The sequence below is a fragment of the Pseudomonas sp. Pme6b genome (assembly GCF_058129925.1).
This window is the reverse complement of the sequence record NZ_CM176704.1, coordinates 5,399,697-5,415,159: the sequence shown is the minus strand read 5'-3', so window position 1 is coordinate 5,415,159 and position 15,463 is coordinate 5,399,697. Positions and strand designations below refer to the sequence as shown.

Annotated in this window: 11 protein-coding genes, 1 tRNA gene, 4 pseudogenes and 1 other annotated feature; of the genes and pseudogenes, 3 read left to right on the top strand and 13 right to left on the bottom strand. The window is 52.8% G+C overall.

Features of this window, described 5'->3' with window-relative positions; all coding sequences use genetic code 11:
- Positions 1-14: 14 nt before the first annotated feature.
- Positions 15-218: pseudogene (locus tag AC4ANE_RS24700) on the bottom strand (hypothetical protein); the annotation flags it as partial.
- Positions 219-799: 581 nt separating this feature from the next.
- Between AC4ANE_RS24700 and AC4ANE_RS24695 the strand changes: the two are divergent.
- Together AC4ANE_RS24695 and AC4ANE_RS24690 are read left to right on the top strand one after the other, a co-directional pair.
- Positions 800-1,780 carry an IS5 family transposase gene (locus AC4ANE_RS24695; protein WP_044424202.1) on the top strand — a complete coding sequence of 327 codons (981 nt, stop codon included), beginning with the start codon at positions 800-802 and terminating at the stop codon, positions 1,778-1,780.
- Between the two features lie 130 nt (positions 1,781-1,910).
- Positions 1,911-2,624, top strand: coding sequence for a DUF6531 domain-containing protein (locus tag AC4ANE_RS24690; RefSeq protein ID WP_460408563.1), 714 nt, complete (start codon positions 1,911-1,913; stop codon positions 2,622-2,624).
- A gap of 82 nt (positions 2,625-2,706) precedes the next feature.
- Here AC4ANE_RS24690 and AC4ANE_RS24685 read toward each other — a convergent pair whose 3' ends face one another.
- From AC4ANE_RS24685 to AC4ANE_RS24635, 11 genes and pseudogenes are all read right to left on the bottom strand, one after another.
- The gene (locus tag AC4ANE_RS24685; RefSeq protein ID WP_044424202.1) at positions 2,707-3,687 is read right to left on the bottom strand and encodes an IS5 family transposase; all 981 of its coding nucleotides are present in this window, start codon (positions 3,685-3,687) and stop codon (positions 2,707-2,709) included.
- Positions 3,688-4,994: 1,307 nt separating this feature from the next.
- Positions 4,995-5,210 (bottom strand): hypothetical protein, encoded by a 216-nt coding sequence (locus tag AC4ANE_RS24680; RefSeq protein ID WP_080719071.1) that lies wholly within the window; start codon positions 5,208-5,210, stop codon positions 4,995-4,997.
- Positions 5,211-5,277: 67 nt separating this feature from the next.
- Positions 5,278-6,663 carry a P-type conjugative transfer protein TrbL gene (gene trbL, locus AC4ANE_RS24675; RefSeq protein WP_054082399.1) on the bottom strand — a complete coding sequence of 462 codons (1,386 nt, stop codon included), beginning with the start codon at positions 6,661-6,663 and terminating at the stop codon, positions 5,278-5,280.
- A 203-nt stretch (positions 6,664-6,866) separates the two neighbouring features.
- Positions 6,867-7,622 (bottom strand): P-type conjugative transfer protein TrbJ, encoded by a 756-nt coding sequence (gene trbJ / locus AC4ANE_RS24670; RefSeq protein WP_002556080.1) that lies wholly within the window; start codon positions 7,620-7,622, stop codon positions 6,867-6,869.
- A 40-nt stretch (positions 7,623-7,662) separates the two neighbouring features.
- Positions 7,663-8,037: a conjugal transfer transcriptional regulator TraJ gene (traJ, locus tag AC4ANE_RS24665; protein ID WP_031597115.1), complete on the bottom strand. Its 375-nt coding sequence runs from the start codon at positions 8,035-8,037 to the stop codon at positions 7,663-7,665.
- A gap of 328 nt (positions 8,038-8,365) precedes the next feature.
- Complete coding sequence (locus AC4ANE_RS24660) at positions 8,366-8,608, bottom strand: TraK family protein (protein WP_080053433.1); 243 nt, start codon at positions 8,606-8,608, stop codon at positions 8,366-8,368.
- Between the two features lie 53 nt (positions 8,609-8,661).
- Positions 8,662-9,459: a helix-turn-helix domain-containing protein gene (locus AC4ANE_RS24655; RefSeq protein ID WP_460408562.1), complete on the bottom strand. Its 798-nt coding sequence runs from the start codon at positions 9,457-9,459 to the stop codon at positions 8,662-8,664.
- 55 nt (positions 9,460-9,514) lie between these two features.
- Positions 9,515-9,733 (bottom strand): MerR family transcriptional regulator, encoded by a 219-nt coding sequence (locus tag AC4ANE_RS24650; protein WP_003433273.1) that lies wholly within the window; start codon positions 9,731-9,733, stop codon positions 9,515-9,517.
- A 475-nt stretch (positions 9,734-10,208) separates the two neighbouring features.
- A pseudogene (locus tag AC4ANE_RS24645) lies at positions 10,209-11,305 on the bottom strand (integrase).
- Between the two features lie 127 nt (positions 11,306-11,432).
- A tRNA-Ile gene (locus tag AC4ANE_RS24640) sits at positions 11,433-11,509 on the bottom strand.
- Between the two features lie 15 nt (positions 11,510-11,524).
- Positions 11,525-11,953, bottom strand: a pseudogene (locus AC4ANE_RS24635) (EAL domain-containing protein); the annotation flags it as partial.
- On the opposite strand from AC4ANE_RS24635, the gene AC4ANE_RS24630 reads away from it, so the two are divergent.
- A protein-coding gene (locus tag AC4ANE_RS24630) for an IS3-like element IS51 family transposase (protein ID WP_095178853.1) occupies positions 11,926-13,148 on the top strand; the annotation gives its coding sequence in 2 pieces (ribosomal slippage) (positions 11,926-12,211 and positions 12,211-13,148; 1,224 coding nt in all). The pseudogene AC4ANE_RS24635 and the gene AC4ANE_RS24630 sit on opposite strands and share 28 nt — an antisense overlap.
- Positions 12,204-12,320 (top strand) — a sequence feature (AL1L pseudoknot). (Overlaps the previous gene by 117 nt.)
- A gap of 40 nt (positions 13,149-13,188) precedes the next feature.
- Here the strand turns inward: AC4ANE_RS24630 and AC4ANE_RS24625 are convergent.
- Positions 13,189-15,309: pseudogene (locus tag AC4ANE_RS24625) on the bottom strand (PAS domain S-box protein); the annotation flags it as partial.
- Positions 15,310-15,463 lie beyond the last annotated feature (154 nt).

The window sequence follows — 15,463 nt, the reverse complement described above, 5'->3', positions numbered from 1 at the left end:
ATGCCTTTTCCAATTTGAGCGTCGTATGCGTAACGAGTGACGTCATCCACATCAGTACGCGCACCAACGATACTTGCGAGCTGCTCAAGGGCTGTATAAGTGCGACTGATGGTGCTTGCTTGCACAGAGAATGCCAGCCAGGTGCAGGCAATTCCCACAGTGGCTTTGCGCAAGAAAGAAACGGTCATGCTCAGATCCTTGAAATAGGGAGTGCTCATCGGGATGTGCTCCGCCGAGTGAGCTCACGTCCTTGATTGTCATAGCTATACACGGTAACTCGATTGGGTTCAATTACCCTGATAGGCAGAAAACGATCAGGGTCCCATTCCGTTGTAGTGGTGCGTGCTAACATAGTACCACTGGCCTCGGTGCGGCTGATTTCAAAGCCCCTGTCGTTGTACTCATAAGTGGTGATCAAGCCTTTGGCATCGGTTTTAGTTAGTACGAGGCCGCGATCGTTGTAGGTATAGGTGGAGTTGCTGTAGGGGCAATTAGGCGTAGGCTCTCCTTCAATAGATGTAATCTTCTGTATGCCTCCAATAACCTCGTAATGATAAATCGACTTGCGTCCTAAAGAGTTTATAACCGTAGAATAACCTGTTCCGTAGGTAATCTCAGTTTTCTGAGATTCATTTGCATGCTTTGAGGAAACGGCACGACCAAGGCTGTCGTACTCCCAACTGGCATAAACGATTCCTCGTTCATTAAGTATCCCTGTTAGGAACTTATCAGAGCTAGGGAATCTCCGAACAAGTCCCGGTTATGCGAAAATCGCCTGACCACCTGATCCGAGCCTCCCATGAGCCAGATGAGCTTTTCCGATTTCGAATATGCCAGCAAGCGCAAGCAGACACGCCGCGAACGCTTCCTCGCCGAGATGGATCAGGTCGTCCCCTGGACAGGTCTGCTGGGCCTGATCGAACCGTTCTACCCCAAGGCCGGCGGTGGCAGAAAACCTTATCCGCTGGAAACCATGCTGCGCATTCACCTGCTGCAGAACTGGTTCTCCCTGAGTGATCCGGCCATGGAAGAAGCGCTCTACGAAATCACCCCCATGCGCCAGTTTGCACGCCTGACGTTGAGTGCGCCGATACCGGAAGACACCACGATCATGAACTTCCGGCACCTGCTGGAGAAACATCAACTGGCTCCTGCAATCCTCGCGGTCATCAACGGTTATTTGCAGGAAAAAGGCCTGTCGCTGCGCCAGGGCACCATCGTCGATGCCACCATTATTCATGCCCCAAGCTCGACCAAGAACAAAGACGGCGAGCGTGATCCCGAGATGCATCAGACAAAGAAGGGTAACCAGTATTTCTTCGGTATGAAGGCCCACATCGGCGCTGACGTTGAGTCTGGACTGGTTCATCACGTCCATGGCACTGCGGCCAATGTGGCCGATGTCACTCAAGTCGCCGAACTGCTCCACGGGGAAGAAAACGCGGTCTATGCGGACGCTGGCTACACCGGTGTCGAGAAGCGTGAAGAGCACGAAAATCGTAACGTGATCTGGCAAATCGCGGCGCGGCGCAGCACGTATTCCAAGCTGAACAAACGCAGCCTGTTGTACAAAGCCAAGCGCAAGATCGAGTACTGCAAAGCGCAGACACGCGCCAAGGTCGAGCATCCGTTTCGGGTCATCAAGCGCCAGTTTGGTTACGTGAAAGTACGCTTTCGTGGGCTGATGAAAAACACGGCCCAACTGACCACGCTGTTCGCCCTGTCGAACCTGTGGATGGCTCGAAAGCGACTAATGGGTTTGGGTGAGTTGCGCGCTTAACACGGAAAACCGAGCGAAAAACGCGCTCGACTCACACTGCATCAGACCGTTTTCAGAAAAATAGCGCTATGTGCCTGGCAAATTACGGCTTGCCACCGCTGCGCGGCAAGTTGATCGGAGCATCCCTAGCATGCAGTGTAAGCGAATTGGTGCCCTTGGGCGTACAACTGAAATTTCTACTTGTGATGTACCAACAAGCACGCCGGATGTTTTTGTAGGTAACCCAGTAAATGTTATTTCCGGAAACAAAATGCAACAGGAGATTGACTTTACAGCTGGCGGGGCCCATAGCATAAAAGTTTTTCGTACTTATAATAGCTTGAATGGGGCCTGGGTCCATAATTTTTCCTCACGCCTGGATTTCGCTAGCGGCTCTGTGGTTGTGATAAAAGGAGATTCCGGAGCATCAGCTTATACAGAAAAGTCAGGCGTTTATACCTCCGTTTCAGATATCGGAAAATTGAGCTATGACGGAGTCAATAGCCAATGGATCTATAATTCTGTAGACCGCTCAACATATTTTTACTCCGCCATTGGGAAATTAATAAAGATTTCCAACCCTGACGGCGGAAATGTGACTCTGAATTACGTAGTTGGTAGTTCGAGTACTAGAATACAGTTATCAGACGAGTATGAAAATATTGTTGAACTAGAGGAAGACTCTAGGCACCAGTTGTTAAGCATGAAAAGCAAAGACCTCATGGTAAACTACACTTATAATTCAAGTGGCATGCTATCTCGTGTAGCTAAGTCAAACGGGAGTGTCGAGATGGTGCGCTCTTATAAGTATGAAAGCCCTAGGGATGCTCCGATCAACTTGCCGCGCAGCGGTGGCAAGCCGTAATTTGCCAGGCACATAGCGCTATTTTTCTGAAAACGGTCTGATGCAGTGTGAGTCGAGCGCGTTTTTCGCTCGGTTTTCCGTGTTAAGCGCGCAACTCACCCAAACCCATTAGTCGCTTTCGAGCCATCCACAGGTTCGACAGGGCGAACAGCGTGGTCAGTTGGGCCGTGTTTTTCATCAGCCCACGAAAGCGTACTTTCACGTAACCAAACTGGCGCTTGATGACCCGAAACGGATGCTCGACCTTGGCGCGTGTCTGCGCTTTGCAGTACTCGATCTTGCGCTTGGCTTTGTACAACAGGCTGCGTTTGTTCAGCTTGGAATACGTGCTGCGCCGCGCCGCGATTTGCCAGATCACGTTACGATTTTCGTGCTCTTCACGCTTCTCGACACCGGTGTAGCCAGCGTCCGCATAGACCGCGTTTTCTTCCCCGTGGAGCAGTTCGGCGACTTGAGTGACATCGGCCACATTGGCCGCAGTGCCATGGACGTGATGAACCAGTCCAGACTCAACGTCAGCGCCGATGTGGGCCTTCATACCGAAGAAATACTGGTTACCCTTCTTTGTCTGATGCATCTCGGGATCACGCTCGCCGTCTTTGTTCTTGGTCGAGCTTGGGGCATGAATAATGGTGGCATCGACGATGGTGCCCTGGCGCAGCGACAGGCCTTTTTCCTGCAAATAACCGTTGATGACCGCGAGGATTGCAGGAGCCAGTTGATGTTTCTCCAGCAGGTGCCGGAAGTTCATGATCGTGGTGTCTTCCGGTATCGGCGCACTCAACGTCAGGCGTGCAAACTGGCGCATGGGGGTGATTTCGTAGAGCGCTTCTTCCATGGCCGGATCACTCAGGGAGAACCAGTTCTGCAGCAGGTGAATGCGCAGCATGGTTTCCAGCGGATAAGGTTTTCTGCCACCGCCGGCCTTGGGGTAGAACGGTTCGATCAGGCCCAGCAGACCTGTCCAGGGGACGACCTGATCCATCTCGGCGAGGAAGCGTTCGCGGCGTGTCTGCTTGCGCTTGCTGGCATATTCGAAATCGGAAAAGCTCATCTGGCTCATGGGAGGCTCGGATCAGGTGGTCAGGCGATTTTCGCATAACCGGGACTTGTTCGGAGATTCCCTAGGAAAGTCTAGAACCTCCGAATTATCACATGTCACTTCCCCATAGTCTACAGATCCAAAATATCCTTGATTCAAATCAGAGCCACATTGAAAACGCTTAGATTTATAGTAGGGATCATAAAAACTCTTTTCCGGACGATAAGCCGAGGAAATCCCCGGAAGCTCAACATAGTATATATATTCACAGCCCTGTTCCGGAGTTTGGAATATAACTGGAGGGATGTATCCTTCCCACCAAAATTTATAGGTCCGAGCTTGGGCAGACTCTTCGCTTACAAAAGCTAAAGTTATTAGTACAGCAAAAAACCTTGTAAAATTATTCAATGTCATAATCCACGCGATAGATGAATTGCAAGAGTCCAAAAGTCTTAACCGGTCTAAAAGAGAGTAGGCCGCTCAGCGAAATCACGGTTCGGCCTGGAAAGTGGCGGCGGCTATCCAGATCGACCACACCGACAAGGCGAACCGGCTGATACGAGAGCAAGGCAAGGTCATGCACAGATCCTTCTGGTAGAGGGTATTCAATAGCTAAATGGTCATGTCAGCGAGGAATGACTTGCCGGCCGGTTTCCCGGCCTGACTGTCGTAGGTGTATACCGTGGTACCGGCGGTTCTACAACCTAGGTGCGCAGGAAGCGGGTGGGGTCCCGTTCGGAGGTAGTGACTGGGGCATGAGGAGTGCCGCTGTCTTCGCCGATAATATCAAAATGATATCCATTATCGGCAATTTTCGGAGCCGAATTGCATGGTAGTACGACTTGCCAGCGCGTAGGTTATCCGTTCCTGTCCAGTGCTTTGACAGCAACCAGGCTAACAAAGGGACTACGTACGAGTAAAAACGTATTCCCGTTACGCGCTTTGGTTATTCTTAGGTGCTCTGGTCCGTGGTAGATATTGATTTTGGGTGTTATAGCTGATGCAGAATTTACCCAGCTGCCGACTTGGTGTTGCCCATAAGCATTCAGCATTAAGTCAGACCTGCAAACGCTTCACGAAGTAGAGGCTTGGGTCAGCGAAATTTCGGCAGATGGGTCAATTCTGCATCAGCGGCAACACCCATGTAGGCCTTAGTGTTGACCACTGATGATAAAAAGCCTCTGTTCATTCGCCTTCGCCAGATTGATATTGGGTGTTCCTGTGATTCTAGCGAAAAAATGAGGGTTGCGAAGCCGCCTCGGACCGCGCTTAGCTTATGCCGTTAGGTAAAGTGGGCCCCGTTTGGGCAGCTCCTTCGCCGCGAATAACTATCTATTTGTTCCGGACGGCAGCTCATCCATTGTTGTATTGGAGGGCATCAGTTCGTCGGGCTTTGAAGACATGCCAAGACCCGATATTTTTGCTCCATGTTTGTTGAGGATCGCTCGGAGGGTCGTGCGCGTGACGAAGATGGGCGGAGGATCGATGAGGCCGTTGTGATGGTCTACGAATCGTGGTTCGGTAGTAGGCGTCAGCTTTTCCATGCTTTGCTCCCGAGTCTAAATGACATAGATACCCGCCGCAGCTCAGTCGCGGTGGCCTCCGTGATATTTAATCCGGAGTAGGATCTCTGTTGATGAAGTCTGCAAACTCATCGGATCCACTCACGCTATCACCGTTGAACCTCTCGGTCTTGTCGGAATGTGACGGTTTGCGATTCTCATTGATCGAAGCCGCGACCCTGCCGCCCGCCGTATCTGCTGCCGCCGCACTGGCTCGACTGCTTATGCTCTGGCCCACTTGTTCAGCGATGAGCGCCCCGGCACTTGCTGCCAACCTTCCAGTCCGGGCCACCCTCGAAGCATAGTCTGTGTTCTGTCCATTGCCCATGGCTTGCCCAAAAGCCGATTGTCCCGAACCACTCATGGTGTGCTCCTCGCTGCCGGAACTGTATTCAAAGCTACCTGTGTCAGTGGAGCCGCTGTCCATGTGGGCTTCGGCAGCTTTAAAGGCAGCCGTGAGTGCTGAAGTGCCTCCAGCTATCTCGTTGGCTCCCGCCAACGCGGTGCTCGCTGCCGAAGATACGGTAGAAGCAGCCATAGTTGCTGCTCCTATCGCAGCTCCAGCGCCGAAACTACCGATGCCTGAGGTCTGCCCTCCAGAGCTGATTATGCCGGCAAGCATTGGGGGTAGCTTATTGACCAGAGTGAGCAATACCACGGATGCGACCAGGAGTACGCATAGGCTATTCAGATCAGGCGTCCCAACTGAAAAGGCCTGGTAGTATTGGTCCAAAAATGATCTTCCTACACCGATCAGAAAAGTCATTGTGAAAAGCTGGATACCGACGCCAAGTACAGTTTTGTAGTAGTTAATCGCTATGTCGGAGGTCCATTGGCTACCGCCAAACCCTAGAAGGAAGATCCCGGCGTAGGCCAGCAACCATGCCGAGATGAGCAGCAGAAGCATGTTCACCGCGATCAGTGCAAGGATTACCAACACTACGATAGCTGCCGCGAGCATCAGGGCGGTGACTACCGGGTATAGCAGCGAGGCTGACTCGCTGACCTTGGTGAGAATGTTGAATCCTATGTCCACGATGCTCGACGGAGAAAGGCCGCTTCCAAGTCCAGAAGCGTTTGCGCTGATATCTCGCATGGTGTCGATGATGGACAAGGATATAGCTGGTCCATTGATTAGTAACCACCAAAAGAATCCCAAGGTTACGAAGAATCGAATGGTCTCGACGAAGAAGGCTTGGATGTCGGCGTTACGCAGGATCATCAGGCCATAAGTCCAAACGATGCTTATGGATGCTAACCCCCAAAACAGCCATGAGGCGCGCTCTGTGATCTCGTCTTTCCAAGTCACTGCGACCGTCGAGAAGTTATCCAGAATTTTGTTGAGCATGTCGCCGCTGTCCAGACCCGCTGCTTGAGCCGTACTGCTGAATGCTAGCGCGATGAGCAGCAGGTGGATTGGTAGTAGCCTTTTCATAGAGTCACCATTTCCTGTCTGAGCTTTGGGTGTTTTTATGCCCCAGGACACACGCTTCCTGGTTGTTCGTTTTAGACGACGCCTGCTCTGTTTGTGGCGCTCCGCAACCAGAGGGCATGCTGTCATCAGCGGCTCCGCAACCACTGGTCAGTAACGCGATGAGGACAAGCCACGTGGTTCGCCGAATGAAAGCATTCATATCGTCACCACTGCCTGTCTGCGCTTTGGCTATTGCGGCCGCTGAGAGCTTTTCGATCCGCAGCAAGCTTCTGAGCGTCACGATCAGCCTCCACCTGTGCGTTTGTTGCGAGCGCGTTTTGCTGTGCAATTAGCAGGCTGCGAATTTGTAAAAGCTGACTGGTTTGTGCGCTGGCAAACTGGTTTGCTGATTGAATAGCCTGCATCTGACCTGTAGCGCCACTCGCAGCACGCTGTATACCTGCAAGAGCTTGGGCATCGGATTGCAAGGTTTCTTGCTGACGCGAGACGCTTGTTAGAAGGGCGTCATTTGCCTTTTTTCTGGCGGTGGTGGCATCGCTCTGCGAGTCGGCAATTGCTTGTTGGTCTTGAGTCATACACGTGTCCATACCGATGCAGGGTGCTTTAGCGTAGTGAGCCGCATCCTGATAACGCGAAAGGTACTGCTCTAAGCTCCCAGCTTGATTTTTGTAGTAGCTGAGTGTGTCCTGAGCCGCGAGTAGCTTTGAAATCGTCTGGTCAGCCTCACTCCAGATGTAGGCCGCCGGCGCAGCTGTGTTCTGCAGCATGGTTTGATATTGCTGAAGCTGAATTTTGTACTGTTCAATCTGTTTGGCTACTGCCGCTACGTTCTGAATTGCGCTAATGGTTGTTTGGCTGGTGTTCGCGCCGTCGAATACCGGAACGCCTGCCATTGCGAGGTGAGGTATGGCCGCAGCGATAAGCAAACTAATCCATCGTGGGGTTTCGGGAATTTTCATTTGGACTCCAAAGGGTAGGGTGAGCGGAATTTTTTAGCCGCTAAAATTTCAGCGCCTGTACCAGTCGGAGCATTTCGTCCTGGTTGGTCTCAATCCGCTTTAAAAGTGCGCGTACGACTGCGGGCGTCCAATTGCCACCACAGACAGCCAGCTTGGGGTCATCTGTTAACCACAGCTTTAGCAATCCACCTAATCTGCCTTGGTCAGCGTTAATCTTTACGATTTGCAATACATAGGTGGAATCCAGCGTGCTCTTGACCTCGTATCCGAGGCTCAAGCGGCGTAGATATTCCGCCACTGTCAGACCAACATTTGCTGCGTTCTCTTTAATCGTCTGCTCTTCGTCAGGTAGGACCGGCACTCGCAGATGCTTTCCGTATTTTCGTGTGTGTTCCTGCTGTTTGTGAGGACTCATTTTTAACCTCCTTCTGGTGTTCATAACGTCGCGGAAGCGACCTGCCTCGCAGAGCAAGACAGCATTGAGTGCCGCAGGCGCGAATACGCGATAGTGGAATTGGCTAACCGACTTGTCGGTTGGCTAACTTCACCTGTCTTGCCCTCGAAATCACCGTTGTTTAGCCAAACAGTGTCCATTTCTCCGAGCGAACTACAGCATTGTTTTGCCGCACAAAAGGAAACTAATCGGTAGAACAACGGAATTGTTCGGCAGATGAACGTGAAAAGCGGTATTGATCGCTGTAGCAACGAAAAAAGTCTGGTTGCTGATAGCTTGTTTGGTCTGTTTAGTGCGTCTTGTTATCCGCATTTATGAGTACGCGAGCATATCGGCGAAATGCTTGGTAACCGAAATTGATTACTCCCTCTTCGCTGAGTGTTTTCCAAATGCTCAGCAGTGAGCATCCTCGCTGAACTGCATCCTCTATCTCTGATCTATGTATGATCATTACCGCGCGGTGCGCCAAAGAACTTTCTGGTTTTGCGCTTTGAATTACACGCTCTGCGATTCTGAGGCTTAGTGATTTCATTGCGTTTCTCTGGTCGCCTTATTGGCCTTGCTCCGAGCGAGGCCCCTCATCTGTCACGTCGCATTAGGGCGACGAGTTTGGGCTACGCGTAGTTTTTTTAATTTGCCTAGATACTCCAAGCCTACGTCAGAGCGCTTGCTTGCATTGACACTTGGGGGGCTGTCGCGCGCCGTACTAACTGATTTAGCAGGACTGTTCTCCTGAACGTCCTGTGACGTCAGCGCTGTAAAATTGAAGGCCCCTTCTCGGTACCGCTTGAGCGCGCCATGAAACCAGCGGATCGGCGTAGTCTTGATTGCCCCTGACTTTATCGCTGCACATAACTCGTCGAGCATGCGTTGTCGATCAAGTGGATCTACCTGCCCCAGTGCTTTGAAAACTTGCTCACTGGTTTCCGTAAGCATCGGAGCGGTCAGTCGCAGTTCCTGCTGGACCTCGCCAAGGATAGGGGGCTGGGTTGTAGTAGTATTTTTTGTTTTTGGTTTTTTTGTTTTGTAAGTATTTATAGGTCTAGGGTTATCCGAAATCGGGTCGCCCGAATGTGGGTTTTCCATATACGGGAGATCTTGGCTAATTTCGGTCACTTTAGAGTTTTCGGGCTGATCCCTCAGCCGCCATTCGTACCCAGCATAATGGCCGCGTGTATCGTATTTTTGCTCTACTTTCAAGTACCCAGCGTGCTGTAACTCCTTTATCCCGGACCTGATTGCGGTAGTCCCTGTTTTATACTTGACTGCCAGGCGTTCAACGCTTAGGTGTTCATAACCTGGCGGTAAAGAAAGCAATGCTGAGATTAGTCCCTTCGCCTTGAGGCTTAGATTTTCATCATTGATTATGTGGTTGGGTATCATCGTAAAGCCTCTTGATTGGCTTTGTCTTTCCACGAGCAAAGTTATAGACATACCGCTAGCCCTGATCGATGGCTTTGGCTACATCAGCAGTACGAAAATAAATTCTTCGTCCAATCTTCACTTTGCAAGGTAGGAATTTTCTAGAGACCTCGTTATCACCGCTCAAGCTAATCCGTAGACCGTCCTTGCTTCGATGAAGTACCTCCGCCAGCTGATCAATAGACAAGAGCGGGGCCCCAGAAAAAAGCGCGCGTATTGACTCTTCGGTTGTCATATTTTAAGTCTCGTTCGGTTAGCTTCAAATATCCTATGACAACTTCCACTGGTATTGGAAGCTTTTCTTTAAAATTATCTTGGCATCTATAACTTTAGCTAAGCTAGTTGGGGTGGTGTGACGTAAATTTTAGCGGCTAAAATTTTGTTCCTAATGGAAATGGCTGCTAGCTTTGCGGCCAGGTTCTCTGATCTGAGATGCGTGTACCGCTTCAGTATCCGCACTGATTTGTGGTTTCTACACTGGAAACCTCAAGGTCAGAAAGGCCGCCGTCAACGAGGGGGCTCACCACCCAGTACCTTAAACCATGAAATCCGGCGGCGTGAACTTTTTAACGAAAACTCCTGTATTTAGGAAGTCGGCTAAATTCGGAAACCCCAAGGGGGATTTTGTTAGTTCTAGAGAAATTTATTTACCACTTGATATTAATATTTATAACTTTAGCTAAACGTTGCTTTGGAATTAACTAAGAAGGTTAAATGGACGCGACGCGCTTTTTAGTCGCTAAATTTTTTTTCCTAATAGCCATAGCGTCCAGTTTTTCCACCAAGTCCTCTGACCGTAGGTGCGTGTATCGTTTCAACATCTGCATTGATTTGTGGCCGCTAATACTGGAAACCTCTTGGTCAGAGAGGCCTCCTTCAACGAGGCGGCTCACGGCCTCGTGCCTTAGGTCGTGAAATCTGAAGTCTGGCAACTCAAGCTTTTTAACGAGCAACCTCCACGTTTTGGTAAAGGCATAAGGGCGACGCTTTGTATCCTTGCCGGGTTCACCGAAGAACACCAGATTGCATTCACTCGGTCGAGCTGGATTTTCCATGGCCGATTGGAAGAGTGCTGTCGCTCGCTTGCTCAAAGGCACAGTGCGTTGTGCGTCGTTCTTCGTATCCACAAGCTTCACGATACGACGCTCCAGATCAACTTGGGATTTACGTAGCGAACTGATCTCTGCAGACCGCATACCTGTCTCTAGAGCGATACCAACGATCCAGCCGAGCATGGGGTTGCTGTGCTTATTCATGGCGATCAGTAACCGGCGCTCCTCGTCATGTGATAGCCGACGATTCCGGCCTTCTCCCGGGCTCGGCTTGCGGATGTTCAGGACCGGATTGAATGCGAGGCCCAGCCCCACTCTTGAATTGCAACGGTGAATAGATGGCTCAGTAAAGCCAGCTCCAGGCGAACAGTGTTGTTGCTGGTAGTACCAGCGCGCCCTTTTTCATTCAGGCGCTTGTCGCGATACCCTGCGATGATTTCAGCGGATAGGGCGGCCAATGAATATTTGCCCAGATGCTCGATGAGCTTCTTGGCCTTCGAGGTTTCGCCACGCTGGGTGGTGGGCTTCTTGGTGGGGGTGATGTCACTCAAGTATCGCTTGAGGGCTGCCTCCAACGTCATGCGCTCGGAGCCGCTACGCTGGATATACACACCTCTGACCATTTCGTCTTCGGTGCGACGTGACCAGTCCTCCGCATCGCGTTTGGTGCGGAAGGTTTTAGCCACAGTTGGCCAGCCAGTTTTGCGGATCAAAGCCTTCCAGGTGCCGGAAGGAGTTTTGACTAATGTTGCCATCTGAAAGGACTCCAAAGGTGTACTGGCGCACCAGTACTGTACCGATTTTGTACCTTTGGACCATAGGACTGTATTAGTGGAGAACCACCCAGAAACGCGAAAGCCGCGCAATGCGCGGCTTTGAGTATGGTGGGCCCACACGGACTCGAACCGTGGACCAAAGGATTATGAGTCCTCTGCTCTAACCAACTGAGCTATGGGCCCTCAGTAGGCCGCGGATTATAACGGCGGTTTCGCGGCTGTGCTATCCGAAACGTCCGAAAGATTCATAAGAAGAAATCTCGCGCTGAATTCTTCGGGTTGAAGGGGCAGGCTGATGATGTAGCCCTGGATCTGTTCGCAGCCCTCGCGGGTCAGGAATTGCTGCTGTTCACTGTTCTCCACGCCTTCGGCTATAACGGTCAGTTGCATGCTGCGCCCAAGGGCGATGATGGCGCGGACGATGGCGGCGTCGTGGGTGTCTTCGGGTAGGCCGCGAACGAAGGACTGGTCGATTTTGAGGATGTCCAAGGGCAGGCGTTTGAGGTAGCTCAGGGAGGAGTAGCCGGTACCGAAGTCGTCGATGGCCAGTGAACCGCCCCGGGTTTCTCGGAGACTCCAACCTTTGAGAGGATGGAGCGATGAAAAAACTACCGAAGTATTCCCCAGAGGTCCGTGAGCGGGCCATCAGGATGGTTTTCGAACACCTTCCTGAGTACGAGTCGCAGTGGGCCACCATCAGTGCCATTGCCCCCAAGATCGGCTGCACGCCCGAGACATTACGGCTGTGGGTTCGCCAATCTGAGCGCAACAGCGGCCAGCGTGATGGGCTGAGCACAGTCGAACGTGAGCGAGTCAAGCTCTTGGAGCGTGAGAACCGTCAGTTGCGTCAAGCTAACGAGATCTTGCGTAAGGCCTCAGCCTATTTTGCCCAGGCGGAGCTCGACCGCCCATTCAAACGATGAAGACGTTTATTGATGAAAACCGCCAGTCTTACGGGGTCGAGCCGATTTGCAAGGTGTTGCCAATCGCCCCGTCGACGTACTACCGGTACGCTGCTCAGCAGGCTGACCCCAGCCAGCAGTCAGCGCGTGCGCAGCGTGACCAGGAACTGGGTGAGCACATCCAGCGAGTCTGGGATGAGCACTTCCAGGTATATGGCGTGCGCAAGGTCTGGCGACAATTGCTGCGTGACGGACTGCAAGTCGCCCGCTGTACGGTGCAACGTCTGATGGGAGAGCTGGGCCTGCAAGGCGTGGTACGCGGCAAGCCCGTCAAGACGACGGTCAGCGACCAAGCCAGGCCGTGCCCGCAGGATCATGTCAACCGTCAGTTTGTGGCTGAGTGCCCGAACGCCCTATGGGTATCGGACTTTACCTACGTCAGTACCTGGCAGGGTTTTGTTTACGTGGCCTTCATCATTGATGTCTTTGCCCGATTCATCGTCGGTTGGAAGGTGTCCAGTTCAGCGCGTACCGATTTTGTACTCGATGCACTGGAGCAAGCCCTTTACGCCCGTCGCCCAGTCAAGCAGGGTGGACTCATTCACCACAGTGACCGTGGCGTGCAGTACGTGTCCATTCGCTATACCGAGCGTCTTGTCGAAGCCGGTATTGAGCCATCGGTCGGGAGTGTCGGTGACTCTTACGACAATGCTTTGGCTGAGACCATCAATGGTCTTTACAAGGCTGAAGTGATTCATCGACGCTCTTGGCCCACACGGGGGGCGGTGGAGCTGGAAACCCTGAAATGGGTGGACTGGTTCAATCACCGCCGCCTGCTGGAGCCAATCGGTCATATTCCACCGGTCGAAGCAGAAGCAATCTATTATCAGCAACTCACCGAGTCTGCCCAGGTGGCATGACTCAAACAAAAGGGTCTCCGAGAAACCCGGGGCGGTTCACCAGTTGCACACCGAGTTTCTTCAGTTTGTGCAGCACTGCCAGCGCTTCCTGGGTCTGGCTCATGATGAAGTTTTCGGTGATTTCCAGTTGCAGGCAGCCTGGCTCCAGGCCGTTGTCGGCCAGTAGTTGTTCGACAAGGTTCGTCTGGCGCAGTTGAGCGCCTGCAAGGTTGACTGACACTGGGCCGAACGGCTGACAGGTTTTGCGCCATTTGCCCATTTGTTGGCAGGCCTGCTCCAGCACCCATTCGCCGATTTGCAGGATCATGCCGTTTTCTTCGGCCAGCGGTATGAAATGTTCGGGTGGCACGTCGCCGAAGGTCGGGTGGTTCCAGCGGATCAGCGCTTCTGCGCCTATCAGCGTGTGAGTCAGAAGGCTGATTTTGGGCTGGTAGGCCAGGGACAGCTGATTGCGGTCCAGCGCTCTTCTCAATTCCTGTTCAAGGGCAATACGCTCGCTGGCCTGTGTGGTCAGGTCGCAGGTGTAGCTTTCGACCCGATTGCGGCCCTTGGCCTTGGAGCGGTACATGGCGGCGTCTGCGTTTTTGACCAGTGTTGCTACGTCGGTGCCGTCAGTCGGGAAAACACAGCTGCCAATGCTCGGGCTGATGTAGAGCTCATGTTCGCCAGCTTCAAAAGGCGTGTTGAAGCAGGCCAGCAGTTTGTTGGCGATGGCTTGTGCGTCGCTGGGCTGCAGCAGGCCAGGTAACAGAACGATGAACTCGTCACCACCAAGGCGCGCGACCGTGTCGACATCGCGCAGGGTCTCCTTGAGCCGGTGTGCGATGCCCTTGAGCAGCAGATCGCCGACCGGATGGCCCAGGCTGTCGTTGATGTGTTTGAAGCGGTCCAGATCGAGGAACAGCACTGCGCCAAGGCTGCCGGATTCTTCGCTGTGCAGTAATGCCGATTGAAGGCGACTCTCGAACAGGGTTCGGTTGGGCAGGCCGGTGAGCGGGTCGTGGTGGGCCTGGTAGTCGAGACGCGCCTGGGCGTGTTTGAGGCTGGAGATGTCAGCGAAAACGGCGACGAAATGGGTGGTGAGGTTGGCTTTGTTGCGCACTGCATTGATCGTCAGCCAGCTTGGGTAGAGCTCGCCGTTCTTGCGTCGGTTGCTGATCTCGCCCTGCCAGTGGCCATCGGCTGCAAGTTGATGCCACATTGAGGCATAGAACGCGCTGTCATGCTGGCCTGAGGCGAGCAGGCGAGGTGTCTGGCCGATGGCTTCGCTCTCGATGTAGCCGGTAATCTCAGTGAAGGCACGGTTGACGGCATTGATGCGCTGGTTGGTGTCGGTAATGAGCACGCCCTCGGCTGTGCTCTCGAACACCGTTGCAGCCAAGTGCAGTTTTTCCTGCATTTGTCTGCTTTCGGTTATATCCCGTGCAATCGTCAGCAGGCAGTCGTCGCCTGCGATGACGATCGGGTGCGAGGACAGTTCGCACAGTCTGATACTGCCATCAACATTACGAAGCCGGGCCCTGAAGTCCCGGACGGAGCCGTGCCGCTTCAGTTGCTCAATGAGCCTGGAGCGGTCGCCCAGATCCACCCAGACACCCAGGTCGAATGTCGAGTGTTCAAGGCAGTACGCTTCGCTATACCCCGTGATGCGGCAGAAACCTTCGTTCACCTCTAAAAGCATTCCGTCCTGTTGGCGGGTGATAGCCAGCCCGTCAGGCGAGGCATGAAACGCCTTGGCGAATTTTTCTTCGGAAAGTTGAAGTTGCTGCTGGGCCTGCTTGCGCTGGGTGATATCACGCACTATCACCAGTACGGCTTGCGTCGAGCTCTGGTCGAAAGGCTGGGCGGACATGAGCCCGGAAAAGGTTTCGCCGTTCTTGCGCCGAAAGGGGATCTCCAGGTTATGAATGTTGCCTGTCTGCAGTTGCTGCAAAACTTTTGGGCCTATACCTGGCACTGCCCACAAATCCAGTTGGGTGGGCGTTTTCCCAATCACTTCGTCAAGGGTGAGGCCGGTCCGTTCAACGAATGCCGCGTTGGCATCCATGATATGCCCGTCGGCAAGGCTTGCGATAATCATGGCATCCGGGCACTGAGCGAAGACCGAGGCGAATTTTCCCTCGGACAGGCACGACGCTTCCCGGTCACTGGTGTCGATTATTACTTCACGCATATGCGGCTTACGTCCGTGTCTGACTATCGCTGATATTGTTGTGGCGTGAATTTGTAACAATCACTGGCCAAGGCTCGACTGGCAAGCGCTTGTGTCCTGTGTGATACATAGTTGTAGGTCAATTCGCCATGGCCTGCAATTA